Below are 26,289 nucleotides of genomic sequence, written 5' to 3'. Positions count from 1 at the left end.
GGTGCAGAAGGTCCTGGGCTTGATCGGTGGCATGAGCTGGGAAAGCTCGGCGCACTACTACCGGATGATCAACGAGCAGGTGCGCGACGCCCAGGGCGGAATGCATTCGGCGCGCCTGCTGATGTGGTCGTTCGATTTCGCCGACATCGAGGCGCTGCAGCGGGCCGGTGACTGGGCAGCGGCCACCCGCGCGATGGTCGACGTGGCGCGTCGTCTGGAAGCGGCAGGTGCGACCGCCATCGTGATCTGCACCAACACCATGCACCTCATGGCCGATGCGGTACAGGCGGCCATCGGCGTGCCGCTGCTGCATATCGCCGATCCGGTGGGCGCGCTGATCCAGGCGGCGGGCCTGCAGCGGGTTGGGCTGCTCGGCACCGCGTTCACGATGGAGCAGGACTTCTATCGCGTACGGCTGGCCGAACGCTTCGGTCTGGAGGTGCTTGTGCCCGAGGCGGACGACCGCGCCGTGGTCCACCGGATCATTTACGACGAGCTGGTACAGGGCCGGGTCCTGCCGGCATCGCGCGACGCCTATCGTGGGGTGATGCAGCGGCTGGTGGAGCGGGGCGCGCAGGCCATCATCCTGGGCTGTACCGAAATCATGCTGCTGGTCACCGACGAGGACGCCACGGTGCCACTGTTCGACACCGCCGCGCTGCACGCGCAGGCGGCAGGGCGTCACCTGCTGGACTGACGGGGGCTGCGGGGCTGCCGCGCTGGACGGCAGCCGGGTAGAACCCGGCTCTACGGGGCTGCGGCGACGGGGGAACCCGGCAGATAAAAAAATCCCCGGCCGGAGCCGGGGAAAGCGCTTTGCTGCGAGGGGTGTTGCGCGGTGGGGTTCCGATCCGCCGATCAGAACTTGAATACGTAGGACACGCCGTAGGCCAGCGGGTCGATGTTGACGGTGCCGATCTTCTCGCCATCGAGCTTGACCCCGGTGTCGATGTCGATCCAGCGCACATCCACACGCAGCGAGCCCTTGTCGCTGACCGCGAAGTCCACGCCGGCGTGCGCGGCCAGGCCCCAGGAGTCGTCCAGCTTCAGCGAGCTGCCGGCCAGCGCGCCGCCGGTTTCCTCGCTGAAGAAGGTGGTGTAGTTCAGGCCGGCGCCGACGAACGGCGAGACCTTGCCCTTGCTGTTGAAGTGGTACTGCAGCGAGACCACCGGCGGCAGGTGCTTGGTGCTGCCCACGCGGCCCAGGCCGGCGATGTTGATGTCGTGCTTGAACGGCAGCGCGGCCAGCACCTCGATGCCCAGGTTGTCGGCGATGAAGTATTCGCCGGTGATGGTCGGCTTGATGTCGTTGTCGACGTCGACCTTCAGCGTTCCGCCGGCCAGTGCGCCGTTGTTCGACTTCGGGGCGACCTGGTGCACGCCGGCACCGATCGTCCAGTCGCCCTTGGACTGGGCCATTGCGGGGGCGGCGGCCAGCGCCAGGGCGGCGGCCAGGCTGGACAGCAGGAGGGGGGCGGTCTTGCGCATGAGGGTGTCTCGTTGCGGGGTGGAATGGAGTGGGGCCAGTGTTCCCCTCCGTGCCCGCCGGCGCCTTGATTCTGATCAATCCCCGGTTCGCGGTGTGTAACCGTTTACCTCCGGCCGGGGCCGGAAACGGGCCGGTCCGGCCCTGCTAGAATGACGGCCCCTTACCATCGGCGCCGCACCGTCGCGGCTGCAGGAGCTTGTGAACATGGCAATCAAGGTTGGCATCAATGGTTTCGGTCGCATCGGGCGCAACGTGCTGCGCTCGGCCGTGCTGAACTTCGGCAATGACATCGAAATCGTCGCCATCAACGATCTGCTCGAGCCGGACTACCTGGCTTACATGCTGAAATACGACTCCGTGCATGGCCGCTTCAAGGCCGACGTGGCCGTGTCCGGCGGCGACCTGCTGGTCAACGGCAAGAAGATCCGCCTGACCCAGGAACGCGACCCGTCCAACCTGAAGTGGGACGAGGTGGGCGTGGACGTGGTCATCGAATCGACCGGCCTGTTCCTGACCAAGGACACCGCGCAGAAGCACATCGATGCCGGCGCGAAGAAGGTGATCATGTCGGCGCCGTCGAAGGACGACACCCCGATGTTCGTGTTCGGCGTCAACGACAAGACCTACGCCGGCCAGGCCATCGTCTCCAATGCTTCGTGCACCACCAACTGCCTGGCCCCGCTGGCCAAGGTGATCAACGACAAGTGGGGCATCAAGCGCGGCCTGATGACCACCGTGCATGCGGCCACCGCCACCCAGAAGACCGTCGACGGCCCGTCCAACAAGGACTGGCGCGGCGGCCGCGGCATCCTGGAGAACATCATTCCGTCCTCCACCGGTGCAGCCAAGGCCGTGGGCGTGGTGATTCCGGAGCTGAACAAGAAGCTCACCGGCATGAGCTTCCGCGTGCCGACCTCGGACGTGTCGGTGGTTGACCTGACCGTCGAGCTGGAAAAGGAAGCCACCTACGCCGAGATCTGCGCCGAAGTGAAGGCACAGAGCGAAGGCGCGCTGAAGGGCGTGCTGGGCTACACCGAAGACAAGGTCGTGGCGACCGACTTCCGCGGCGAGACCCACACCTCGGTGTTCGACGCCGACGCCGGCATCGCGCTGGACGGCACCTTCGTCAAGCTGGTGTCCTGGTACGACAACGAGTGGGGCTACTCCAACAAGTGCCTGGAAATGGCCAAGGTCGTGGCCGCGAAGTAATCGCGCCGCGCCTTCCCGCTGTACCCACGAACCCCGGCACTGCCGGGGTTCGTGCGTTTGGGAACCGCATCGCGCTGCCCGCCGCCGCGATCCATTAGCATGGCCGCGTACCGTGGATGCGCGTCCAGGCGCGCGGCCGCGGCTTTGCCGATAAGGATCTGATGGAATGGAAGCTCTGATTGTCCTGCTGGGACTGGCGGTGCTGCTGGTGCCCGTGCTGCTGGTGGTCGCGCTGGTGATGATCGCCGGGCTGCGCCGGCGCGTGGCCGCGCTGGAAGCCGCTCAGGTCGATGCCCAGGGACGGCCCGCAGCGCCGGAGATTGCCGTGCCGGCGCCCGTTGCGGCGCCCGTTGCCCCGCCGCGTGCGGTCGAACCGGTGCGGGTCGAGCGGCCGTCGGCCGTCGCAGCCCCGCCACCGCCGCAGGTCGCCGCGCCGCCGCCGTTGCCGCAGGCGGCGGCCCGGGTGTCCACGCCATCCCCCGTCCGCCCGGTCGAGCCGGAGCCCCACGAGCATCGGCCGGACCTGGCCGAACGTGCGCTGGCGGCGGTCAAACGCTGGTTCACCGAAGGCAACGTGCCGGTCAAGATCGGCATGCTGGTGCTGCTGGCCGGCGTGGCCGCGCTGCTCAAGTACGTCAGCGACCAGGGCTGGCTGAATCCGCCGATCGAGATGCGCCTGGCCGGCATCGCCGTCGGCGCACTCGCCGGCCTGGTGTTCGGCTGGCTGCAGCGCGACCGTCGGCGGCTGTTCGCGCTGGCCCTGCAGGGCGGGGCGATCGGCATCCTGCTGCTGACGATCTTCGCCGCGTTCAAACGCTACGACCTGATCGATCCGCTGCCGGCGTTCGTCATGAGCGTGCTGCTGATCGCCGGCATGGGTGTGCTGGCGGTGGTGCAGAACTCGCGCACATTGGCGGTCCTGGGCATCCTGGCCGGGTTCATGGCGCCGATCTGGCTGTCCACCGGCAGCGGCAACCACGTTGCGCTGTTCTCCTACTATGCCGTGCTCAACACGGCCATCCTGGCGATCGCCTGGTGGCGGCCGTGGCGCGCGCTGAACCTGCTTGGCTTCGCGTTCACCTTCGGCATCGGGACCGCCTGGGGCGTGCTGCAGTACGCGCCGGACAAGTTCGTCAGCACCGAGCCGTTCCTGCTGCTGTTCTTCGCGTTCTACCTGGCCATCCCGATCCTGTATGCCCGCCGGCAACCGGCGGAGAAGCGTGATCTGGTCGATGGCAGCCTGGTGTTCGGCACGCCGCTGATCGCCTTCTCGCTGCAGGCCGGCATGCTGCACGACAACCGTCTGGCCTTGGCGCTGTGCGCGCTCGGGCTGGCGGCCGTCTATGCGGGCCTGGCGTGGGCGTTGATCCGGCGCCCGCGCTACGCCGCGCTGGGCCAGTCGCATGCGGTGCTGGCGGTGGGCTTTGCCACCCTGGCGGTGCCGCTGGCCCTGTCCGCACGCGCCACGGCCAGCGTCTTCGCGCTGGAGGGCGCCGCGCTGGCGTGGCTGGGCCTGCGCCAGCAGCGCTGGTTGCCGCAGATTGCCGGGGCACTGCTGCAGCTCGGCGCCGCGTTCGGCTTCGTGGTCGGCGCCGATTACTGGCACCTCGACGCCACCGCGATCGCCAATCCCACCTTCATGAGCGGCCTGCTGCTGGCGCTGGCCGGGTTCGCCTCTGCCTTCAGCTACCGGCGCGCCGGCCACGATGCGCCGGCCATCGTCTATTACCTGTGGGGCCTGCTGTGGTGGCTCGGCAGTGCGAGCCACGAGATCGTCCGCTTCGTTGCCCATGACAGCCGTCCGGACGCGCTGCTGGTTGCCGTTGCGGTGACCGCATGGGGGGCCGCCGAGGCGCACCGGCGCGGGCCGGCACGTGCGCTGGTGCTGACCACGCTGGCGATGCTGCTGGCCGCCTTCCCGCTGGCGCTGTGGCAGGCGGCGGTGCACGACCAGCCGTTCGCCGGCCACGGTGCCTGGGCCTGGGCGGCGTTCGCGCTGCTCGGCGTACGCGGGCTGTGGTGCCTGCGTGGCGCGCAGGACCGCACTGCGCTGGCCGCCCAGTTCGTGTGGTGGATGCTGTGGCCCAGCGTGCTGACCCTGCTGGCCGGCTGGCTGGCCGACCGCTTCGCCCTGGCGCCGGGCTGGACCGCCGCACTGGCGATGCTGCCCTGGCTGGTGGTGGTGGCCATGTCGTTGCAGCGCTGGCGCTGGCTGTCGCTGCCACTGGGCGAGCGCTTCGACGTTGCGCGTCCGGCGTTGCAGGGCACCTGGTTCGGTGTGTTGGCGCTGGGATGGGGGGTGAGCGTGTGGCTGGCTGGCGACCCGCGTCCGCTGCCGTGGCTGCCGCTGCTCAATCCGATGGAGCTGGCTCAGATGGCCGTGCTGGTGCTGCTGGCGCGCTGGGTGTGGTCACCGGCCGCCCCGGCGGGCGCTGCCGGCTGGCGCGTGCCGCTTCTGGCGATCGCCGGCTTCATCCTGCTGACCAGCACGACGCTGCACACCGTCCATCACTGGGGCGCGGTGCCGTGGAACCGGGCGCTGTGGTCGTCGACCCTGGCCCAGACCAGCCTGACCGTGGTCTGGAGCGTGCTCGGTGTGATCAGCTGGGTCTGGGGGTCGCGGCGCGGCCAGCGCCTGCTGTGGCTGGTGGGCGCGGTGCTGATGGGCGTGGTGTTGGCCAAGCTGGTCCTGATCGATCGCCAGCACCTGGGCAACCTGCTTGGCATCGCCTCGTTCATCGCCTACGGCCTGCTGTGCACGGTCGTGGGTTACCTGGCACCGGCGCCGCCGCGTGCGCCGGAATCCACCGTGGAGCCGCAGCCGTGAACCTCGTCGCCCGTCTGATTGCCGCATTCTCCGTTGCCCTGGCCGCGCCGCCCGTTTCGGCGGCCGATGCCCGCCAGGACTACCGCGAGCAGTGGCCGCTGCAGCTGTCCTCGCCGCAGGCCGGTGCCTACCGGCTGATGCTGGGCGAGGCGCAGTACCGCAGCGCGGTCTCGCCGCGGCTGGCCGACGTGCAGGTGTTCAACGCGCAGGGACAGGCGCTGCCCTCGGCGCTGCTGTCGGCCGACCAGCCGCTGGCGCAGGCCGCGCAATGGCAGTCCCTGCCGTGGTTCCCGCTGCCGGCCCGTGCCGGCGGTGCGGGCGACGACCTGCAACTGCTCACCGAGCGCAACACCGACGGCAGTGTGCGCCGGGTCGAGGCACGGCTGGGCCGCAGTGTCGGCACCGCCGATCCCGGCGGCTGGCTGGTCGACGCCAGCGCGCTGCGCAGCAGCGTGCAGGCGCTGCGGCTGGACTGGCAGGCATCGGCGGCGCTGCAGGTGCGCGTGCGCGTGGACGCCAGTGACGATCTGCGTGACTGGCAGCGGGTGGCCGATGAGGTGCCGCTGGTCGACCTGCAGCATGATGGCCGTCGCCTGCAGCAACGCCGGATCGAAATCGGCCGCCAGGCGAAGTATTTCCGCATTCTGCCGGTAGCCGGCGACGCGCTTCCCGCGCTGTCGGCAGTGCAGGCCGAGCGCGTGCCGCCCGCACAGGCGATCCAGTGGCAGTGGCGTTCGCTGACCGGCACTGCCGGCACGCGGGGCGAGTTCGAGTACACGCTGGACGGCCGCTTCCCGGTTGCCCAGGCCGACATCGCCACCGCCGACAACAGCGTGGTGCAGTGGACGCTGCTCAGCCGCGATGATCCGGGTCAGCCGTGGCAGGTGCGTGCCGGCCCGTGGGTGGCCTACCAGTTGCAGGACACCGCCGCGCGCCGGCAATCGCAGGCCCAGTCGCTGGCGGTTGCCACGCGCGACCGTTACTGGAAGCTGGCGGCATCGCAGGGCCAGGGGGGCGTCGCCCCGACGCTGAAGCTGGGCTACCAGCCCGAGGCGCTGGTCTTCCTCAGCCAGGGCGAGCCGCCGTTCAGCGTTGCCGCCGGCAGCGTGCGTGCCGCGCGCATCGATGCACCTGTCGGCACGGTGATCGCGCAGCTGCGCGAGCAGCAGGGCGCCCAGTGGCAGCCCGCGCTGGCGACGGTGCAGGGGCCGGCGCAGCCGCTTGGCGGTGATGCGGCGGTGCAGCCGGTGCGTGACTGGAAGCGCTGGCTGCTGTGGGGCCTGCTGGTGCTCGGTGTGCTGGTGGTGGGTGGGTTTGCGGTGAGCCTGTTGCGGCAGACGCCGCGGTAGGTGACGACCCCTCGTCGTCACCTGCCGGCCATGTGCCGAAGCGGGTCATCTACAATGGGCGTCTGCGTCGTACGCGGCGCCCTTTCCCTTTCCGCCAAAGAGTTGCCCATGTCCATCGTTCGCATGACCGACCTCGACCTTTCCGGCAAGCGCGTGCTGATCCGCCAGGACCTCAACGTACCGATCGAAAACGGCCGCATCACGTCCGAGCAGCGCATCAGCGCATCGCTGCCGACGTTGAAGCTGGCCCTGGAGAAGGGCGCGGCGGTGATGGTGACCTCGCATCTGGGGCGCCCCACCGAAGGCGTGTGGAGCGACGCCGATTCGCTGGCACCGGTGGCGCTGCGTCTGTCGCAGCTGCTGGGCCGCGAGGTGCCGCTGGTGCGCGACTGGGTCGACGGTGTCGACGTTGCGCCAGGCTCGATCGTGCTGCTGGAAAACTGCCGCATGAATGTCGGCGAAGGCAAGGACGATGAAGCGCTGTCGCGCAAGTACGCAGCGCTGTGCGACGTGTTCGTGATGGATGCGTTCGGCACCGCGCACCGTGCGCAGGCCTCCACCCACGGCGTGATCCGCTTTGCCCCGGTGGCCGCCGGTGGCCCGCTGCTGATGGCCGAACTGGACGCGCTGGCCAAAGCGCTGCTCGCGCCGGCCCAGCCGCTGCTGGCGATCGTGGCCGGCAGCAAGGTCAGCACCAAGCTGGAACTGCTGGCCAACCTGGTCGGCAAGGTCGACCAGCTGATCGTGGGCGGCGGCATCGCCAACACCTTCATCGCCGCCGCCGGCCATGCCGTGGGCAAGTCGCTGTACGAGCCGGACCTGCTCGACACCGCCCGCAGGATCGTGGCCGATGCCAAGGCGCGCGGTGCCGAGATCCCGCTGCCCACCGACGTGGTGGTGGCCAAGCAGTTCCTGCCGGACGCCGAAGCGACGGTCAAGGCGGTCACCGACGTGGCCGAGGACGATCTGATCCTGGACATCGGCCCTGACACCGCCCAGCACTACGCCGGGCTGATCGCCAAGGCGGGCACCGTGGTCTGGAACGGCCCGGTCGGCGTGTTCGAGTTCGAGGCGTTCAGCCACGGTACGCAGGCGCTGGCGCAGGCGATCGCCGCATCGTCGGCGTTCTCCATTGCCGGTGGTGGCGATACGCTGGCCGCGGTCGACAAGTACGACATCGCTGACCAGGTGAGCTACATCTCCACCGGTGGCGGCGCGTTCCTGGAGTTCCTGGAAGGCAAGACCCTGCCGGCGGTGGCCGCGCTCGAGGCCCGCGGCCAGTGATCGACCACGATCGGGGCGTGACCACCGTGGGCCGTCCCGCCGTTGAAGCACGTGCAACGCTCTTCTTCGACCTCGACGGTACGTTGATCGACTCGGCCGTGGGCATCACCCGTTGCGTGGCGCATGCGCTCACCGCGTTGGACCGGCCGGTGCCGCCGGAGGAGGAACTCCGGCGCTGGATCGGACCGTCGCTGCGCACCAGCTTCGCGCCGCTGTTCGATGATCCGGCACAGGTGGAGCAGGCGGTGGCGTTCTATCGCGAGCGCTTCGAGGTGCTCGGCTGGGAAGAACACGTGGTCTACCCGCAGATCGGCCAGGTCGTGCAGGCACTGCACGAGCGGGGCCACCGGCTGGCGATCGTCACCGCCAAGAATGAGCCGCATGCACGCCGCATCATCGAGCACCTGCCATTTGGGGGCTGCTTCGAGGATGTGATCGGCGCGACCCTGGACGGCAGCCGCAGCGAGAAGCCGCAGCTGGTGGCCGAGGCGCTCCGGCGTCTGTCACGGGTGCCGGAGCAGTGCTGGATGATCGGCGACCGGCGCATGGATATCGCCGGCGCGCGTCATCACGCGATGCGCAATATCGGCGTGTTGTGGGGATTCGGCGGTGCCGATGAGCTGCGCGATGCAGGCGCGCAGCACATCGCGGCCTCGCCGGAGGCCCTGTTGTCGTTGATCGATTGAGGGCGGCGGCGGCGTTCCGTACGCCGCCGCATGTCGAGCGAAGAGTCAACAGGGTCAGGCGTTGGCGTCCTGCTGACGCGGCGGGATGTCCGCCCTGTCATCCTGCGCTGTCTGCAGGACATCGGACAAAGCCAGCTACGACAAGGCTGTAAACGTATTCATGGGACGTGAAGGGTGTGCTAATTTCGACCCTTTACCGGGAGCCCATTTACCATGATTGAGCGTCAGCGCCGCACCAAGATCCTTGCCACCCTCGGACCGGCGACCGACCCGCCGGGCGTGCTGGAGGATCTCTTCCGCGCCGGCGTGAACGTGGTCCGCCTCAACTTCAGTCACGGCGACCCGTCCGGCCAGGCCAAGCGCGCCGCCGACGTGCGCGCCGCCGCGCAGCGGGTGGGCGTGGAAGTGGGCATTCTGGCCGACCTGCCGGGCCCGAAGATCCGCATCGAGCGTTTCGCTGAAGGCAAGATCCATCTCAAAGCGGGCGACCGCTTCGACCTGGTCGCCTCGCCGAACGCACCGGCCGGCGACAGCACCCAGGTGGGCGTGAGCTACCTCGGCCTGCCGCAGGACGTGGTGGCCGGTGACGTGCTGCTGCTCGACGATGGTCTGATGCAGCTGCAGGTGCTGGAAGTGCAGGGCGAGCGCATCATCAACACGGTCCTCAATGACGGCGTGCTCTCCGACCGCAAGGGCCTGAACAAGCAGGGCGGTGGCCTGTCGCTGGGCGCGCTGACCGAGCGCGACAAGGAACTGATCGGCATCGTGGCCAAGATCGGCGTGGACTTCATCGCGGTGTCGTTCTGCCGCAATGCGCAGGACATGAACGATGCGCGCGCGATCGCCGAATCGCACGGCTGCTACGCCGCACTGGTGTCCAAGATCGAGCGCACCGAAGCCATCGAGAACCTGGAAGAGATTGTCGACGCCAGCGACGTGGTGATGGTGGCGCGTGGCGATCTTGGCGTGGAAATCGGCGACGCCGAACTGCCGGGCCTGCAGAAGAAGATCATCAAGGCCTCGCTGGCGCAGAACAAGGTGGTGATCACCGCCACCCAGATGCTGCAGTCGATGGTGGAAAGCCCGATCCCCACCCGCGCCGAAGTGCTGGACGTGGCCAACTCGGTCATCGACGGTACCGATGCGGTGATGCTGTCGGCTGAAACCGCCGCCGGTGCGTACCCGGTGAAGGCCGTGGAGGCGATGGCGCGCATCTGCCTCGGTGCCGAACGCCAGTTCCAGACCGAGACCGACTTCGGCGCCTCGCCGCGCAACCTGGAACGTGCCGATCAGGCCATCGCAATGGCGACGATGTTCCTGTCCCAGCACGTCGGCGTGCGCGCGATCGTGGCGATGACCGAATCCGGCGGCACTGCCCGCTACCTGTCGCGCTTCCGTGCCTCGGCACCGGTGTTCGCGGTGACCCGTCATGATGGCGCCCGTCGCCAGATGGCGCTGATGCGCGATGTGTTCCCGATCAACTTCGACAGCCGCGGCTTCACCCCGCGCGAAGCGGCGCGCGGCAGCATCCGCCTGCTGGTGGAAGCCAACCTGCTGCAGGCCGGCGACCGCGTGGTGTTCACCAGTGGTGAGCACATGGAAACCCACGGTGCGACCAACACCCTGCGCCTGCTGGAAGTGGGCGAAGACGGCCGCGCGAGCGGCCTCGGCGACCTGTAACGGGTCCGCGCCTGCGCGCTGGTGCACCCCGGTCTGCACGGCAGACCGGGGGCCCGGCGGCCGCACGCGTCCGCCGCCACGCGGCCACCCCCGACGCCCGGACGCGTCCCGGCCACATCACGCCGCATCGGGGCCTGCGCGTCTGAAAGCGTTTCCAGATTCCGTGGACGGCCAGTTCACGGAAGGCGGGGGCTATAATTGCGGTTTTCCCGCACCCGCCACAGGAAATACATGAGCATCGAACAGCTGGCCGAAACCGCCCAGGCCATGGTCGCCCCGGGCAAGGGCATCATCGCGATCGACGAATCCACCGGTACCATCGCCAAGCGCTTCGCCAGCGTGGGCATCGAGAACACCGAGGAGAACCGTCGCGCCTACCGCGAGCTGCTGCTCACCACGCCGAAGCTCAACGAGCATATTTCCGGCGCGATCCTGTACGACGAAACCATCCGCCAGTCCACCAAGGACGGCGTGCCGTTCGCCAAGTACATGGCCGACCACGGCATGATTCCGGGCATCAAGGTCGACAAGGGTGCCCACCCGCTGGCCGGCTGCCCGGGTGAGATGGTCACCGAAGGCCTGGACGGCCTGCGTGAGCGTCTGCAGGAGTACTACAAGCTGGGCGCGCGCTTCGCCAAGTGGCGTGCAGTGATCAACATCGGCGAGAGCATTCCGTCGGGCACCTGCATCGAGTCCAATGCGCACGCGCTGGCCCGTTATGCAGCCCTGTGCCAGGAATGCGGCCTGGTGCCGATGGTGGAGCCGGAAGTGATCATGGACGGCGACCACGACATCGAAACCTGCTACGAAGTCACCGAAGCCACGCTGCGTTCGCTGTTCGACGCGCTGTACCAGCAGAACGTGCTGCTGGAAGGCACCATTCTGAAGGCGTCGATGGTCATCTCGGGCAAGGGCTGCGATGAGCAGGCCGACGTCGAGGAAGTGGCCGAGTCGACCGTGATGTGCCTCAAGAGCACCGTGCCGGCGATCCTGCCGGGCGTGGTGTTCCTGTCCGGTGGCCAGAGCGACGAGCAGTCGACCGCGCATCTGAATGCGATGAACCAGATGGGCAACCTGCCGTGGCCGCTGAGCTTCTCCTACGGTCGTGCCATGCAGCAGGCCGCGCTGAAGCTGTGGGCCAAGGACACCAAGGCCAACGTCGCCAAGGCGCAGCAGACGGTCTACGACCGCGCCAAGGAAAACGGCCAGGCCGCGCTGGGCAAGTGGAACGGCTGATCCGTTCGACGCCCTGCGTGCGCTGAACAACGCCGGCCTCTGGGCCGGCGTTTTTTTTCCTGCCGCCCTCCGCGCGGCCCGCGACCGTCCGTGCGTTCCGCAGTGCGACGCACATCGCAGGGCCGACTGCGGGTCGGCCGACGGAGCGCATGTTCTGGCAGGATGTCGCTTCTTTTTCCGCACAGGGATGTCTGCCGGTGATGCAACGTTGCGCTGGTCTGCTGGGACTGTGGTGGCTGTTGTCCGTTCCGGCAGCATGGGCATCACCGGTACGGGGATTCGATGTGCTGCATTACGCGGTGGCGTTGGACCCGGACATCGCCGGTGGGCGCATCCAGGGCAACGAGGTGGTGCGGCTGCGCGCGCTGCATGCCGGGCTCGCGGAGATCACCCTGGATGCCGGTGCGTTGACCATCACGTCGGTACGGCAGGGCGGCACGCCATTGACGTTCGTGCGGGAGCAGGGGCAGGTGCGGATCGCCCTGGCGCGGCCGCTGCGGGCCGGGCGCAAGGTGGACCTGGAGATCGCCTATCACGGCGCGCCAGCCTTCGGGCTGGAGTTCGCGCCGGCACGCGAGGAGGTGTACACGATCTTCTCCACCAGCCAGTGGATGCCGTCGGTGGACGCGCCGGACGAGCGCGCGACGCTGTCGTTGTCGCTGACCCTGCCGGCAGGACTGCTGGCGACCGGCACCGGACGCGCGCTCGCGCCGCGCACGCTGGCCGATGGCCGCGTGCAGCACCGCTGGGCGTTGGAAACGCCGATGCCCGGCTACGTGTACGGCTTCGCAGCCGGGCGGTACCGCGAGGTGGTGCAGCCGGGCAGGGTGGCGCTGCGCTATCTGTCGGCGGAGCGCTCGCCGGACGAGCTGCGCCGGGTGTTCGCGCCCACGGCGGACATGCTGGCCTTCTTTGCCGAGCGTGCCGGCCTGCCGTATCGGGGCGACTACCAGCAGGCGCTGGTGGCGCGCACGATCGGGCAGGAACTGGCCGGGGTGTCGCTGCTGTCCGAGGCGTACGGCGCCGAGGTGCTGGAGGCACCGGAGAAGACCGCGCTGATGGCGCATGAGGCCGCGCACCAGTGGTGGGGCAACCGGGTCACCTGCGCGAGCTGGGAACACTTCTGGCTCAACGAAGGAATGGCCAATTTCATGACTGCGGCCTGGCTGCAGCATGCGCAGGGCGAGGCCGCCTACCAACGGCAGGTGGCGGGCTGGCGGGCGCGGCTGGACCGTCTGCGCGCCAAGGGCACCGATCACGCACTGGTCTACGCCGCGTGGGATGCGCCCAGCGCCGACGACCGTGCAGTGGTCTACCAGAAGGGCGCCTACGTGCTGCACCTGCTGCGCGAGGAACTGGGCGAGGCGGTGTTCTGGCAGGGGCTGCGCAGCTACACCCGGGATCACGACGGGCGGGCGGTGGTGACAGCCGACTTCCAGCGCGCGATGGAGCAGGCCGCAGGGCGTCCGCTCGACGACTTCTTCCAGGCCTGGGTGTACGGCACGGCCGGCGTATTGCCGACCGTGCCGGTCTCGGCCGGCGGTTAGAGTGCCGCGGCCGGCGGCAGACCGAGATCCAGGTCCAGGCCGGTGCGCCCCGGCGATGCGGGGGTGCCTGCGAGTACCGGGCTTTCCACTGGCTGGCCCTGCGCGGCCAATGCCTGCTGGTAGACCTTGAAGGTGGCGGCGTTGTAGGCCACCAGGATGATGCGGCGCGGCTGGCGGTGTGAGCGCTGCCAGGTCAGGGTCTCGGTGGCGGCGATCTGTGCGGCCTGGTGCAGCGGGTAACCGAACACGCCGCAGCTGATGGCCGGGAAGGCGATTGACTGCAGGTCCAGCTTTTCCGCCAGCTGCAGCGATTTCCAGTAGCAGTTGGCGAGCAGCGCCGGTTCATCGCGCTGTCCGTCCTGCCAGACCGGGCCCACGGTGTGGAACACATAGCGCGCCGGCAGGTCGTAGGCATCGGTGGCGCGAACCTCGCCGGTCGGGCAGCGCATGCCCGGGCGGATCTCCGGTAGTGCCCGGCAGGCCTCGAGCAGGGCTGGACCGGCCGCGCGATGGATCGCGCCGTCCACGCCGCCGCCGCCGAGCAGGGATTCGTTGGCCGCATTGACGATCGCATCCACCGCCAGGGTCGTGATGTCGCCCTGCCACACTTCGATCTTCATGCGTACCGCTCCTTACTGAGTCCGGGTCCAACCAACGGGATGACATCCTTTCCTGCACAGTAACGGGCAGGGCATCTAGGCTGCGTCATCGTCGTCTCAGGCAGTGCGACCCGGTGTTGCGCTGCCCGATGCCGACACCATGCGGTGCGCCGGCTTCACGGCAGATGAAGGCGCCGCAGCTGCGATGAATACGACGACGCCCACCGTGGGGTGGGCGTCGGGTGGCTACCGGGACAACGTGGGGATCAAGGCAGACCGGCCAGCCAGTCGTCGTCGGAGCCTTCGTTGATGTCGGCGAACAGCGGGGTGGAGAAGTAGCGTTCGCCGGTATCGGGCAGCATCGCCAGGATCACGCTGCCCGGTTCGGCGCGTGCGGCGATGTCCAGCGCGCTGGCCACCGTGGCGCCGGCGGAGATGCCGACGAAGAGGCCCTCCTCGGCCGCCAGGCGGCGCGCGGTCTCGATGGCGCGGGCATCGTCGACGGTCAGCAGCTCGTCGTAGACGCTGCGGTTGAGCACCTCCGGCACGAAATCCGGGGTCCAGCCCTGGATCTTGTGCGGCTTCCACTCGTCGCCCTTGAGCAGGGCCGCACCCTGCGGCTCGGTGGCGATGATGCGGGTGTCCGGGCGGGCCACTTTGAGCACTTCACCCACGCCGGTCAGGGTGCCGCCCGTGCCCCAGCCGGTGACGAAGTAGTCCAGCCGCCTGCCGGCGAAGTCACGCAGGATCTCCGGCGCGGTGGTGTTGCGGTGGTAGGCCGGGTTGGCCGGATTGGCGAACTGGCTGGCCAGGAACCAGCCGTGTTCCTCGGCCAGTTCCTTCGCGCGGCGGACCATGCCCGAGCCGCGTTCGGCGGCCGGGGTCAGGATCACCTTGGCGCCGTAGGCACGCATCAGCTTGCGGCGTTCGATCGAGAAGGTTTCCACCATCGTCGCCACGAACTTGTAGCCGCGCGCGGCGGCCACCATCGCCAGGGCCACGCCCGTGTTGCCCGACGTGGCCTCGACGATGGTGTCCCCGGGCTTGAGCAGGCCCCGCGCCTCGGCATCCAGCACGATCGCCAGCGCCAGCCGGTCCTTGACCGAGCCACCGGGGTTGAATGCCTCGACCTTGGCGTACAGGGTCACGTGGTCGGGGGCCAGGCGATGCAGACGCACCACCGGGGTGTTGCCGATGGTGTCCAGAATGGAGTTGTACAGCGTCATGGGAAGCTCCAGAGCGGTTCGGTGCCGCCCGGTGGCCGTGCGGCGGGGGAGTCGGGCGCCGGATCGCGGTGGCGCCGGCCCGGCGCGGCCGCAGGGGCGTCTCCGGGTGTACCGGCAGACCGTAGCGCCGGCATATGACGCCGGGAAATGACCTGATACCCTTCTTAAACAACGTTTGGTTATAAGCTGGTGATGGCAATTGCCCTACAGTCGGATTGCCTCCTTTCCGCCAGCGGCACCGCACGCCCATGACGCTCACCCAACTCCGTTACCTGGTGGCCATCGCCGACGCCGAGCTGAACATCACGCTGGCGGCCTCGCGCGTGCACGCCACCCAGCCCGGCCTGTCCAAGCAGCTCAAACAGCTGGAGGACGAGCTTGGCTTCCTGCTCTTCGTGCGCAAGGGCCGCAGCCTGGAAGCGGTGACGCCGGCCGGCGTCGAGGTGATCGGCCGCGCCCGGGCGGTGCTGTCCGAGGCCAACAACATCCGCACCTATGCGGCCAACCAGCGCCGCGAGAGCCAGGGCCAGCTGATCCTCACCACCACCCACACCCAGGCGCGTTTCGTGCTGCCGCCGGCGGTGGCGCGGATCAAACAGGCCTACCCGCAGGTCAGCGTGCATCTGCAGCAGGCCGCCGAAAGCGATGCGCTGGACCTGCTGAGCCAGGGCGATGCGGACATCGCGATCATTTCCACGGCCGGGGCCGAGCCCAGTGCCGGCATCGCCATTCCGCTGTACCGCTGGCGTCGGCTGGTGCTGGTGCCGCGCGGGCACGCGCTTGACCGTCCCGGCGCCGCGCCGGACCTGCAGGCGCTCGCCACCCATCCGCTGATCAGCTACGAATCGTCCACCCGGGGCAGCTCGTCCCTGCAGCGGGCCTTCGCCAGCGCCGGGCTGACCCCGGACATCGCCTTGACCGCGCTCGACGCGGATCTGATCAAGACCTACGTCCGCACCGGTCTGGGCGTGGGCCTGCTGGCGGAGATGGCGGTCAATGCCAGTGATGAGGACCTGCGCGCCTGGCCCGCCCCGGCGCCGATCGACGAGTGCATCGCCTGGGCCGTCCTGCCGCGCGACCGTGTGCTGCGCGACTACGCGCTGGAGCTGGTGCACGTGCTCGCTCCGCAGATCGATACCCGCGACCTGCGCCGTGTGATCGACGGCAACCAGGAGGCCAACTGGCCGCTGCCGCCCACCTGGGAGTCGCTGACCCAGACCATCACCGTGTGATCGGTGAGGGCCGACCCGGGCGTCGGCACGAGTGCCTGCGACGGTTCGTCGCACGGCCAACCCTGGAGCGCGGTCTACACTGATGCGGTGAACCGTCGTCGCCGCCCGTACGCCTTCTTTCTGCAGCTCGCTTTCGTGGCGACCCTGCTGATGGCGCTGGCGCCGCTGGTGAGCCGCTGGCAGCAGGCCCATGCCGATGCGCCGGTGATGGCGATGCCGATGGGCATGGCCCATCCGCCGCCGATCGCTGCCGCCGTCGATCCCCATGCCGGCCACGCAATGGCCGGCCACGACATGGCCACCCACGCCCCGCACGGCGACGCCCATGCCACCCCGGCCACGCCGGTTGTGCCACCGCTGGGCGAACACGCCGGGCATGGCGAGGCGTGCGAGTACTGCATGATGGCCTCACGGCTGATGCCGTGGCTGGCGGTGCTGGTGCTGTTGCTGCCGGCACTGCCGGTCATCGCGCCGCGTGTCCTGCGTGCGGTCGCCGCCCCGCGGAGCCTGCGCTGGCCCGCGCATGCGGCCCGCGGCCCGCCGTTGAACGCCTGAGATCCATCCTCTCTCTCTTCCTGCTGCGCGACGCCGTGATGGCGCCGCGCGCCTGTGCGTTTTCCGGAGTTCCACCATGATCGCTTCTTCCCGCAGCGCGGGCGCATCGACGCGCCTGTCTGTTTCCCTGTCCCTTGCGCTGGCCGCACTGCCACTGCACGCCGCCGAGCGCGATACCGCCCGTACCCTGGACACCCTGGTGGTCACCGCCAGTGCGCCGTCCTCGCCGCTGCACTGGGTCACCGACCCCCGCCTGCCACGCCAGCCTGTGCCGGCCAGCGACGGTGCCGACTACCTCAAGACCGTTCCCGGCTTCTCGGCCATCCGCAACGGCGGTACCAACGGCGACCCGGTGCTGCGCGGCATGTTCGGTTCGCGCCTGAACATCGTCAGCAACGAGGGCAACCTGATCGGTGCGTGCCCGTCGCGGATGGACAATCCGCTGTCCTACATCGCGCCGGAAACCTTCGACCGGCTGACCATCATCAAGGGCCCGCAGAGTGTGCGTTGGGGCGCGGGGGCATCGGCCGGCACGGTGCGCTTCGAGCGCGACACGCCGCGCTTCGATACGCCGGGCATCGATGTGGATGCCAGCGCGCTGGTCGGCTCGCGCAATCGCAATGACCAGGTGCTTGATCTCACCGCCGGCGCCAGCGCGGGCTATGTGCGGGTCAACGGCAACCGCTCCGAAGCGGACGACTACACCGATGGCGACGGCAACGTGGTGCCGTCGAAGTGGCGCAAATGGAACAGCGACGTCGCCATCGGCTGGACGCCCGATGCCGACACCGTGCTCGAACTGTCGGCCGGCACCGGCGACGCGATCGCGCGGTACGCCGGGCGCGGCATGGACGGGGCGGCGTTCAAGCGCACCAGCTACGCGGCCCGCTTCGAGAAGGACAACCTGCCCGGCGCGTGGGACAGGCTGCAGGCCAACGTCTACTACAACGACGCCGACCACGTGATGGACAACTACACGCTGCGCACGCCGAACCCGGACAGCAGCATGCCGATGCCGATGGGCTCCAACGTCGACCGGCGCACTACCGGTGGCCGCATCGCCTCGGAATGGCGCTGGCAGGACATCGCCATCGTTGCCGGCATCGATGCGCAGGACAGCCGCCATCGCAGCCGCAACGCGATGGGCCGCAACACCTACCGGCTGCAGCCCTGGCGCACCGATGCACGCCTGGATACGCGCGGCGCGTTCACCGAGATCACCCTCGGCGAAGGCACCACGCAGCGCTGGCTTGGCGGCCTGCGCATCGACCGGGCGGAGGTCACCGACAAACGCGCCACCACCGGCATGATGGGCATGCCCAATCCCACCGCCGGGCAGACCCGCCGCGAGGACCTGGGCAGCGGCTTCCTGCGCATCGAGCGCGACATCGCGCCGGCGCTGACCTGGTACGCCGGCATCGGCCACAGCGAGCGCATGCCGGACTACTGGGAACTGTTCTCGCCGGACATGGGGCCGATGCACGCGCCGAATGCGTTCGCCGGCATCCAGCCGGAGAAGACCACCCAGCTCGACCTCGGCCTGCAGTACCGCAGCGAGCGCCTGGAGGCGTGGGTGTCGGCATATGCGGGCCGGGTGCAGGACTACATCCTGTTCACCTACCACGAGGGCGGCATGATGGGCAGCATGGCCCAGGCCGGCAACATCGATGCGCGCATCGCCGGTGCCGAAGCCGGTGCGGACGTGCGGCTGGGTGAACGCTGGAAGCTCGGCGGCACGCTGGCCTACGCCTGGGGCGAGAACCGCACCAACGGCGGCGCACTGCCGCAGATGCCGCCGCTGGAAGCCCGGCTCAGCGCCAACTGGGAAGGCGAGCGCTGGAGCGTTGGCGCGCTGGGCCGGGCGGTGACCCGCCAGCACCGTGTGGCGGTGGGGCAGGGCAATGTGGTCGCCCGCGACCTCGGCCCCAGCGCGGGCTTCGCCACGCTGGCGCTCAACGCCGGCTACCGGCTCAGCGATGCACTGCGGCTCAGCGCGGGCATCGACAACCTGTTCGACCGTGCCTACAGCGAGCACCTGAATCTGGCCGGCAGTGCCGACTTCGGCTTCCCGGCCGATCCGGTCCGCATCAATGAGCCGGGCCGCACCGCCTGGATGAAGGTGAACTACCGCTACTGAGTACGTGAAGGGGGGCGCTGAGCGCCCCCCTTCCGGAGGGTCCAGCGACGCAAATCGACACGCGCTGACACACGCCGTTACATGCGTGGCAAGCCCCAGCACGAAAGGCGTTGCGCCTGTCATCGACCGATGTGAAGCCCGTGGTAAACGCTTGGCACATATGTCTTGACACAGCCCGTGGCTACACTTGCCGGTCGTGGAACATCCGGGGTTTTTCTTCATGTTGGGACGCATCACCGCGCGCATCGCCGTTGGCCTCGGGCTGGCCTTCCTGGCCGGCTGTGGCAGCAAAGACGAGGCCGCACGCCGGCAGGCCGACGCCGTGCCGGTGACGGCCCAGGTGGTGCAGCCCTCGGCATGGAGCGACACGCTGCAGGCGCTGGGCACCGCCAAGGCGCGCGAGTCGGTGACGATCACCGCCAAAGTCAGCGAGATCATCGAAACGGTGCACTTCGAGAGCGGGCAGCAGGTCAACGCCGGCGCACCGCTGGTGACCCTGCGCGGCCAGGCCCAGGAAGCGGCCCTGCTGCAGGCGCAGGCGACCTTCGCCGAAGCCGACCAGCTGTACAGGCGCCAGCGCGAACTGGCTGCCCAGCAACTGGTGGCCAGCGCGACGCTGGATACCCAGCGCGCCATCCGCGATGCCGCCGAGGCACGTGTGCGTGAAATGCAGTCGGACATCGGCGACCGCCGGGTGCGTGCGCCCTTCGCCGGCGTGCTCGGCATCCGCCAGGTCAGCGCCGGCTCACTGGTGATGCCGTCCACCACCATCGCCACGCTGGATGACATCGAGCGGATGCACGTGGACTTCCAGGTGCCGGAGGCCGAACTGGCCTCGCTGACCACCGGCGACAAGGTCAGCGCCACCAGCGTGGCCTATCCCGGCCGCACGTTCGACGGCGAGGTGGCCACCATCGACACCCGTGTCGATCCGGGCACCCGTGCGGTCACCGTGCGCGCGGACTTCATCAATGCCGATCATGCGCTGCGTCCCGGCATGCTGCTGGACGTGCGCATGTTCAGACCGGAACGCCAGGCCCTGGTGATTCCGGAAATCGCCGTGGTCCAGGTCGGCCGCGACGCCTTCGTGTACCGGGTCAAGGCCGACCAGAGCGTGGAGCGTACCGATGTGACCACCGGCGCCCGCCGCGCCGGCGTGGTCGAGATCCGCAGCGGCATCCAGGCCGGCGACCGCATCGTGGTGGACGGCACCGGCAAGCTTCGCCCCGGCCTTAAGGTGCAGGCGCACGACGCCGCGCCGGCCACCGCTCCCGCCCCGGTGGCGGCACCGGTACCGGCCGCACGGACGGGCGCCGGCGGATGAAACTCTCCGACGTCTCCATCCAGCGCCCGGTATTTGCCGTGGTGATGAGCCTGCTGCTCGTCGTGCTGGGCATCATGTCGTTCACCCGCCTGACGCTGCGCGAGCTGCCGGCCATCGATCCGCCGATCGTGTCGGTGTCGGTGGACTACACCGGCGCCTCCGCGGCGGTGATCGAAAGCCGCATCACCCAGGTGCTGGAAGACGCACTCGCCGGCATCGAGGGCATCGACACCATCAACGCGCGCAGTTCCAACGGCCGCGCGCAGGTCAGCATCGAGTTCACCTCCAACCGCGACATCGAAGCGGCCGCCAATGACGTCCGCGACGCGGTCAGCCGGGTCGCCGACCGCATGCCCGAAGAGGCGCGGCCACCGGAGATCGCGAAGGTCGAAAGCGACGCCGACCCCATCATCTGGCTCAACATGAGCTCGACCACGATGGACACGCTGGAACTGAGCGACTATGCCGACCGCTACGTGGTTGACCGCTTCTCCAGCCTGGACGGCGTGGCGCAGGTGCGTATCGGCGGCCGCCAGCGCTATGCGATGCGGATCTGGCTGGACCGCGACCAGCTCGCCGCGCGCGGCCTGACCGTGGGCGATGTCGAAACCGCGCTGCGCAACGAGAACGTGGAGCTGCCGGCGGGGCGGATTGAATCGGCTGACCGCGATTTCACCCTGCGCGTGGAACGCAACTACGTCAAACCCGAGGACTTTGCCGGCATTCCGCTGGGCAAGGGCGCCGACGGTTACGTGGTACGCATGGGCGATGTGGCCAGGATCGAGCTGGCCTCGTCCGAACGCCGCGCCTATTACCGCAGCAATGGCGAGCCCAACATCGGCCTGGGCATCGTCAAGACCTCCACCGCCAATGCGCTGGACGTGGCGCGCGAGGCCCGCGAGGAAGCCGAACGCATCGGCAGCACGCTGCCGCAGGGTACGCGGATCTTCGTCGCCTTCGACAACACCACCTTCATCGAAGCGGCGGTGGACCGCGTGTACGCCACGCTGGTCGAGGCGATGCTGCTGGTGCTGGCGGTGATCTGGCTGTTCCTCGGCAGCTTCCGCGCCGCACTGATTCCCGCCGTGACGGTGCCGGTGTGCCTGGTGGCCGCCTTCATCGCGCTGTACGCCTTCGGCTTCTCGATCAACCTGCTCACCCTGCTGGCGCTGGTGCTGTGTATCGGCCTGGTGGTGGATGACGCCATCGTGGTGGTGGAGAACGTCCAGCGCCGCATCGATCTCGGCGAACCGCCCCTGGTCGCCTCCAAACGCGGTACCGCGCAGGTCGCTTTCGCGGTGATCGCCACCACGGCGGTGCTGGTGGCCGTGTTCCTGCCGGTCGGCTTCCTTGAAGGCAACACCGGCCGCCTGTTCCGCGAACTGGCCGTGGCGCTCGCGGCGGCCGTGGCGTTGTCCGCGTTCGTGTCGCTGACGCTGACCCCGATGATGGCCTCCAAGCTGCTCAAGCCGCATGCCGGCCAGCCGCCGCGCGGCCTGCATGGGGTGATCAACCGCAACCTGGACCGCCTGTCGGCCGCGTACGGTCGGGTGCTTGACGCCCATGTCGGGCGCACCTGGATCTACATCGTGGTGATGGTGCTGTCGCTGCTGGCCAGCGCGGCGCTGCTGAAGCTGCTGCCATCCGAGCTGGCGCCGGCCGAAGACCGCGGCTCGTTCCAGATCATGATCGATGGCCCCGAAGGTGCCGGCTTCGACTACACGGTCGGCCAGGTCCAGCAGGTGGAGAAGATCGTGTCCGGCTTCGTCGGCGAGGACAAGCCGATCGTGCGCGCCAATCCGCGCGTCCCCGGTGGCTTCGGTGCCAGCGAGGAAATGCATACCGGCCGCATCAGCGTGTTCCTGCAGCCGTGGCGCCAGCGCGATGTGTCCACCCCGGATGTGGCGGCCGATCTGCAGACCCACCTCAACGACCTGCGCGGCGTGCGCGTGCGCACCCAGGTCGGCGGCGGTCTGGTGCGCAGCCAGGGCCAGCCGTTCCAGATCGTCCTCGGCGGCCCCGAGTATGCCGAGATCGCCCAGTGGCGGGACCGCATGCTGCTGCGCATGGCCGACAACCCCGGTCTGGTCGGCGCCGATTCGGACTACAAGGAAACCCGCCCGCAGATGCGGGTCAACATCAACCGCCAGCGTGCGGCCGACCTGGGCGTGTCGGTCACCGCGATCGGCAGCGCGCTGGAGACGATGATGGGGTCGCGTCGCGTCACCACCTTCGTCGACAACGGCGAAGAGTACGACGTGCTGGTCCAGGCCGGCCGCGACGGTCGTGCTTCGCCGGACGACCTGGCCGCGATCCGGGTGCGGGCCGCCAACGGTGCGCTGATCCCGCTGTCCAACCTGGTCACGCTCAGCGAAGTGGCCGAGGCCGGCAACCTCAACCGGTTCAACCGGCTGCGCTCGATCACCATCAGCGCCGGCCTGGCGCCGGGCTATCCGCTGGGCGAGGCCATCGCCTGGGCCCAGCAGACCGCCCGCGAGGAACTGCCGCAGCATGCGCAGATCGACTGGAAGGGCGAGTCGCGCGAGTACCAGAACGCCGGCAGCGCGGTGCTGCTGACCTTCGCGATGGCGCTGCTGGTGGTGTACCTGGTGCTGGCCGCCCAGTTCGAGAGCTTCATCCACCCGCTGGTGATCATGCTGACTGTGCCGCTGGGCGTGCTCGGCGCGCTGCTGGGGCTGTACGTCAGCGGCGGCACGATCAATCTGTTCAGTCAGATCGGCATCGTGATGCTGGTCGGCCTGGCCGCCAAGAACGGCATCCTGATCGTGGAGTTCGCCAACCAGCTCCGTGACGAGGGCCGCGACGTGCACCAGGCCATCGTCGAATCGGCGATGGTGCGCCTGCGCCCGATCCTGATGACCTCCATCGCCACCGTGGTCGGCGCGATCCCGCTGGTGGTCGCCGGCGGGCCCGGTTCGGCCAGCCGCGGCACCATCGGCATCGTGGTGATCTTCGGCGTCACCGTCTCCACCTTCCTGTCTCTGTTCGTGGTGCCCGCGTTCTACTCGCTGCTGGCCCCCTACACGCGTTCACCCGAAGCGGTGGCGCGCGAGCTGGCCAGGCAGGAGGCGGACACCCCGTCGGTGGGCGGGCACGCCTGAGGCATCGGCGCGGCCTGCGGGCCGCGCCCACCGCCCATTCATCGAAATTGCCACTACGCAGGCCGGCGCGGATCGTGGAGAATCAACCCGGTCCTCCCAGCCGACGGGGACGTTCCTTTTTTCCGCCGACTGGAGAGAGCGCGTGGAAGCAGCTGTACATTTCATCAATGGCATCATCTGGAGCAAGGCACTGATCTTCGTGTGCCTGGCCGCTGGCCTGTTCTTCAGTGTCCGCACCCGGTTCATGCAGATCCGCGGGTTCTTCGAGATGTGTCGCCTGACCGTCCGGGGCGAGAAGTCCGACGCAGGCGTGTCGTCGTTCCAGGCGCTGGCCATGTCGATGGCCGGGCGCATGGGCATCGGCAACATCGCCGGCGTGGCCACCGCGATCGCCTTCGGTGGCCCCGGCGCGATCTTCTGGATGTGGGTGATGGGCTTCCTTGGTGCATCGACCTCCTACGTCGAGTGCACCCTGGCGCAGATCTACAAGACCAAGGATGCCGAAGGCCGCTACCGCGGCGGTCCGGCCTATTACATCGAAAAAGCGATGGGCCTGAAGTGGTACGCGCTGGCCTTCGCCGGCGCCACGATCATCGCTGCCGGCTTCCTGATGCCGGGCGTGCAGGCCAATGCGATCGCCGACAGCATCATCAATGCCTGCCGCGGCGGTGCGCTGTGCGGGCCGCTGGACGGCCAGGTGATGGGCATGGAATCGGCGCAGGCGCTGAAGCTTGGCATCGGTATCGTGGTGTCGCTGCTGCTGGGCGTGGTGATCTTCGGCGGCGTCAAGCGCATCGCCAACTTCGCCGAAGTGGTGGTGCCGTTCATGGCCGCCGGGTTCATCCTGATGGCCATCGCCATCATGATCATCAACTACGACCGCGTGCCGGACATGTTCGGCATCATCTTCAACAGCGCCTTCGGTACCCATGCCGCGTTCGGCGCGATGATGGGCCTGGCGGTGGAGTGGGGCATCAAGCGCGGCATCTATGCCAACGAGGCGGGCCAGGGTTCCGGGCCGCATGCCGCCGCGGCCTCGGAGGTCTCGCACCCCGCCAAGCAGGGGTACGTGCAGGCCTTCGCGATCTACTTCGACACCATGATGGTGTGCACGGCCACTGCGTTCCTGATCCTGGCCAGCGGCACCTACAACGTGTACTCCCCGGTGGCCGGTGCCGAGCCGATCTTCCAGGGCCTGGCCGGTATCCCGGAAGGTGCCGGGTATGCGCAGGCGGGCGTGGAAGCGGTGCTGCCGGGATGGGGGGCGTCGTTCGTGTCGGTGGCGATCTTCTTCTTCGCCTTCACCACGATCATGGCCTATTACTACATGGCCGAGACCAACCTCAGCTACATCAACCACAACCGCAAGCGCCCGGCCACCGTGCTGCTGCTGCGTCTGGGCATCATCGGCATGGTGGTGTTCGGTGCGTTCCACAACGCCACGCTGGCGTGGGCGCTGGGCGACATCGGCGTGGGCCTGATGGCCTGGTTGAACATCATCGCCATCCTGATCGTGCAGAAGCCGGCCATGCTGGCCCTGCGCGATTACGAACGACAGAAGAAGCTCGGCCTCGACCCGATCTTCGACCCCGATGCCCTGGGCATCAAGAACGCCGACTTCTGGCGTCAACGCAAGCTGGAGCAGTCCTGTAGTGAATGATCCCTGGAAAAATGCCCGCCGCCCGTCGGCGCGACCGCCGCGGGCCACCCCGTTGCCGCCGCGCGAGCAGGGCGGCAGCCCGCCGCCGCCGGGCCGTGGCAATGACGAACTGCGTCTGTACGGCTGGAACGCCGTGCAGGCGCTGTTCGAGCGCCGCCCACAGGCGCTGCGCAAGCTGTACCTGGCCGAGTCGCTGATTCCGCGCCTGCAGCCGATGCTGAAGTGGTGCGTGGCCAACCGCGTCGGCTACCGCGTGGTGGAGGAGGGCGATCTCAACAAGCTCGCCGCGACCACCCACCACGAAGGCGTCGTCGCCGATGTGGTGCGTGCGCCGATGCTGTCCCTGGCCGAGTGGCTGGACACGCTGCCGACGAGCGGCCCGGTGCTGGCACTGTGGCTGGACGGGGTGGGCAACCCACACAACTTCGGCGCGATTCTGCGCTCGGCCGCGCACTTTGGCGTGGCCGGCCTGCTGTTGCCGCCGGGTGCGACGCTGGCGCTGTCCGGTGCCGCCGCACGCGTGGCCGAAGGCGGCGCCGAAGCGGTGCCGCTGGTACGCCTGCCGGAGCTGCCGCAGGCGATGTCGCAGCTGCGTGCTGCCGGCTTCGGGCTGGCGGCGACGCTGGTGGACGGTGGCGACAACCTGTTCGCGGCCGCGCTGCCCGAGCGCCTGGTGTATGTCATGGGGGCCGAAGGCGAGGGCATGGACCGCGACCTCGCGCAGGACTGCGATCTGCAGGTCTCCATTCCCGGCAGTGGCGCCGTGGAAAGCCTCAACGTGGCCTCGGCCACGGCGGTGCTGCTGTCGCATTGGTACGGCCGCAAGGGGTGATCGCGGCACCTGTTTTACGGGTAGCGCACACGAGCGCGCCGCTCCATGTTGTGATCGGTTCCACCGAACTGGCTGTGACTACATTCGATTCGGACTTTTCGCATGGTGAAGTGGATTCCATTCCACGCACAGTGTGACGGCGGTGCTGCGTTGCGTAGGTGAGGAGAGACACCCACCCAGCGCGGCGATCCGCTTGTCCGGACGTACGTAAGACTGCGGCATTCACCGCGTGGGGTGTGATGCAATCCCGGTAGCCCGACCGTTCGCGGTCGGGCTTTTTTTTTGAGGTGCGGCG

The 26,289-nt window shown here is 68.8% G+C and carries 19 protein-coding genes; 16 read left to right on the top strand and 3 right to left on the bottom strand.

What is annotated here, in order from left to right; genetic code table 11:
- Position 1: 1 nt before the first annotated feature.
- Positions 2-697 (top strand): aspartate/glutamate racemase family protein, encoded by a 696-nt coding sequence (locus GDJ08_RS08720; RefSeq protein WP_136002996.1) that lies wholly within the window; start codon positions 2-4, stop codon positions 695-697.
- Between the two features lie 161 nt (positions 698-858).
- Here GDJ08_RS08720 and GDJ08_RS08715 read toward each other — a convergent pair whose 3' ends face one another.
- Positions 859-1,488, bottom strand: a complete 630-nt coding sequence (locus GDJ08_RS08715) for an OmpW/AlkL family protein (RefSeq protein ID WP_017356071.1) — start codon at positions 1,486-1,488, stop codon at positions 859-861.
- Between the two features lie 205 nt (positions 1,489-1,693).
- Between GDJ08_RS08715 and gap the strand changes: the two genes are divergently transcribed.
- The 8 genes from gap (at position 1,694) to GDJ08_RS20320 (ending at position 13,307) form a co-directional block, all read left to right on the top strand.
- Positions 1,694-2,698, top strand: coding sequence for a type I glyceraldehyde-3-phosphate dehydrogenase (gene gap / locus GDJ08_RS08710; RefSeq protein ID WP_017356070.1), 1,005 nt, complete (start codon positions 1,694-1,696; stop codon positions 2,696-2,698).
- Between the two features lie 166 nt (positions 2,699-2,864).
- A complete protein-coding gene (locus GDJ08_RS08705) occupies positions 2,865-5,525 on the top strand; it encodes a DUF2339 domain-containing protein (protein ID WP_153164707.1) in 2,661 nt (886 codons plus the stop codon).
- Complete coding sequence (locus tag GDJ08_RS08700) at positions 5,522-6,874, top strand: DUF3999 domain-containing protein (protein ID WP_153164706.1); 1,353 nt, start codon at positions 5,522-5,524, stop codon at positions 6,872-6,874. The genes GDJ08_RS08705 and GDJ08_RS08700 overlap by 4 nt, the downstream gene beginning before the upstream one ends.
- Before the next feature lie 108 nt (positions 6,875-6,982).
- The gene (locus tag GDJ08_RS08695; protein WP_017356580.1) at positions 6,983-8,158 is read left to right on the top strand and encodes a phosphoglycerate kinase; all 1,176 of its coding nucleotides are present in this window, start codon (positions 6,983-6,985) and stop codon (positions 8,156-8,158) included.
- A gap of 17 nt (positions 8,159-8,175) precedes the next feature.
- Positions 8,176-8,844 (top strand): HAD hydrolase-like protein, encoded by a 669-nt coding sequence (locus tag GDJ08_RS08690; protein ID WP_229296481.1) that lies wholly within the window; start codon positions 8,176-8,178, stop codon positions 8,842-8,844.
- Positions 8,845-9,057: 213 nt separating this feature from the next.
- Positions 9,058-10,524: a pyruvate kinase gene (gene pyk / locus GDJ08_RS08685; RefSeq protein WP_017356578.1), complete on the top strand. Its 1,467-nt coding sequence runs from the start codon at positions 9,058-9,060 to the stop codon at positions 10,522-10,524.
- Between the two features lie 231 nt (positions 10,525-10,755).
- The gene (locus tag GDJ08_RS08680; RefSeq protein WP_017356577.1) at positions 10,756-11,760 is read left to right on the top strand and encodes a class I fructose-bisphosphate aldolase; all 1,005 of its coding nucleotides are present in this window, start codon (positions 10,756-10,758) and stop codon (positions 11,758-11,760) included.
- A gap of 200 nt (positions 11,761-11,960) precedes the next feature.
- Positions 11,961-13,307 (top strand): M1 family metallopeptidase, encoded by a 1,347-nt coding sequence (locus GDJ08_RS20320; RefSeq protein ID WP_267873505.1) that lies wholly within the window; start codon positions 11,961-11,963, stop codon positions 13,305-13,307.
- Here GDJ08_RS20320 and GDJ08_RS08670 read toward each other — a convergent pair.
- Together GDJ08_RS08670 and cysK are read right to left on the bottom strand one after the other, a co-directional pair.
- On the bottom strand, positions 13,304-13,927 hold the full coding sequence (locus GDJ08_RS08670; protein WP_017356575.1) for an O-acetyl-ADP-ribose deacetylase: 624 nt from the start codon (positions 13,925-13,927) through the stop codon (positions 13,304-13,306). The two genes, GDJ08_RS20320 and GDJ08_RS08670, sit on opposite strands and share 4 nt — an antisense overlap.
- Before the next feature lie 245 nt (positions 13,928-14,172).
- Positions 14,173-15,132, bottom strand: coding sequence for a cysteine synthase A (gene cysK / locus GDJ08_RS08665; RefSeq protein ID WP_136002998.1), 960 nt, complete (start codon positions 15,130-15,132; stop codon positions 14,173-14,175).
- A gap of 248 nt (positions 15,133-15,380) precedes the next feature.
- On the opposite strand from cysK, the gene GDJ08_RS08660 reads away from it, so the two are divergent.
- From GDJ08_RS08660 to GDJ08_RS08630, 7 genes are all read left to right on the top strand, one after another.
- Positions 15,381-16,364, top strand: coding sequence for a LysR family transcriptional regulator (locus GDJ08_RS08660; RefSeq protein WP_017356573.1), 984 nt, complete (start codon positions 15,381-15,383; stop codon positions 16,362-16,364).
- An 87-nt stretch (positions 16,365-16,451) separates the two neighbouring features.
- Positions 16,452-16,919: a DUF2946 domain-containing protein gene (locus tag GDJ08_RS08655; protein ID WP_153164705.1), complete on the top strand. Its 468-nt coding sequence runs from the start codon at positions 16,452-16,454 to the stop codon at positions 16,917-16,919.
- Positions 16,920-16,995: 76 nt separating this feature from the next.
- The gene (locus tag GDJ08_RS08650; RefSeq protein ID WP_153164704.1) at positions 16,996-19,056 is read left to right on the top strand and encodes a TonB-dependent copper receptor; all 2,061 of its coding nucleotides are present in this window, start codon (positions 16,996-16,998) and stop codon (positions 19,054-19,056) included.
- Positions 19,057-19,276: 220 nt separating this feature from the next.
- Positions 19,277-20,380 (top strand): efflux RND transporter periplasmic adaptor subunit, encoded by a 1,104-nt coding sequence (locus tag GDJ08_RS08645; RefSeq protein WP_153164703.1) that lies wholly within the window; start codon positions 19,277-19,279, stop codon positions 20,378-20,380.
- Positions 20,377-23,502, top strand: a complete 3,126-nt coding sequence (locus tag GDJ08_RS08640; protein ID WP_026071006.1) for an efflux RND transporter permease subunit — start codon at positions 20,377-20,379, stop codon at positions 23,500-23,502. The genes GDJ08_RS08645 and GDJ08_RS08640 overlap by 4 nt, the downstream gene beginning before the upstream one ends.
- 142 nt (positions 23,503-23,644) lie before the next feature.
- Positions 23,645-25,162: an alanine/glycine:cation symporter family protein gene (locus GDJ08_RS08635; RefSeq protein ID WP_153164702.1), complete on the top strand. Its 1,518-nt coding sequence runs from the start codon at positions 23,645-23,647 to the stop codon at positions 25,160-25,162.
- The gene (locus GDJ08_RS08630; protein WP_136003005.1) at positions 25,155-25,994 is read left to right on the top strand and encodes a TrmH family RNA methyltransferase; all 840 of its coding nucleotides are present in this window, start codon (positions 25,155-25,157) and stop codon (positions 25,992-25,994) included. The genes GDJ08_RS08635 and GDJ08_RS08630 overlap by 8 nt, the downstream gene beginning before the upstream one ends.
- Positions 25,995-26,289 lie beyond the last annotated feature (295 nt).

This window comes from Stenotrophomonas nematodicola, from assembly GCF_009467805.1.
GTDB lineage: Bacteria > Pseudomonadota > Gammaproteobacteria > Xanthomonadales > Xanthomonadaceae > Stenotrophomonas > Stenotrophomonas nematodicola.
The sequence above is the reverse complement of the archived record's forward strand: the minus strand, read 5'-3'. Positions and strand labels throughout refer to the sequence as shown.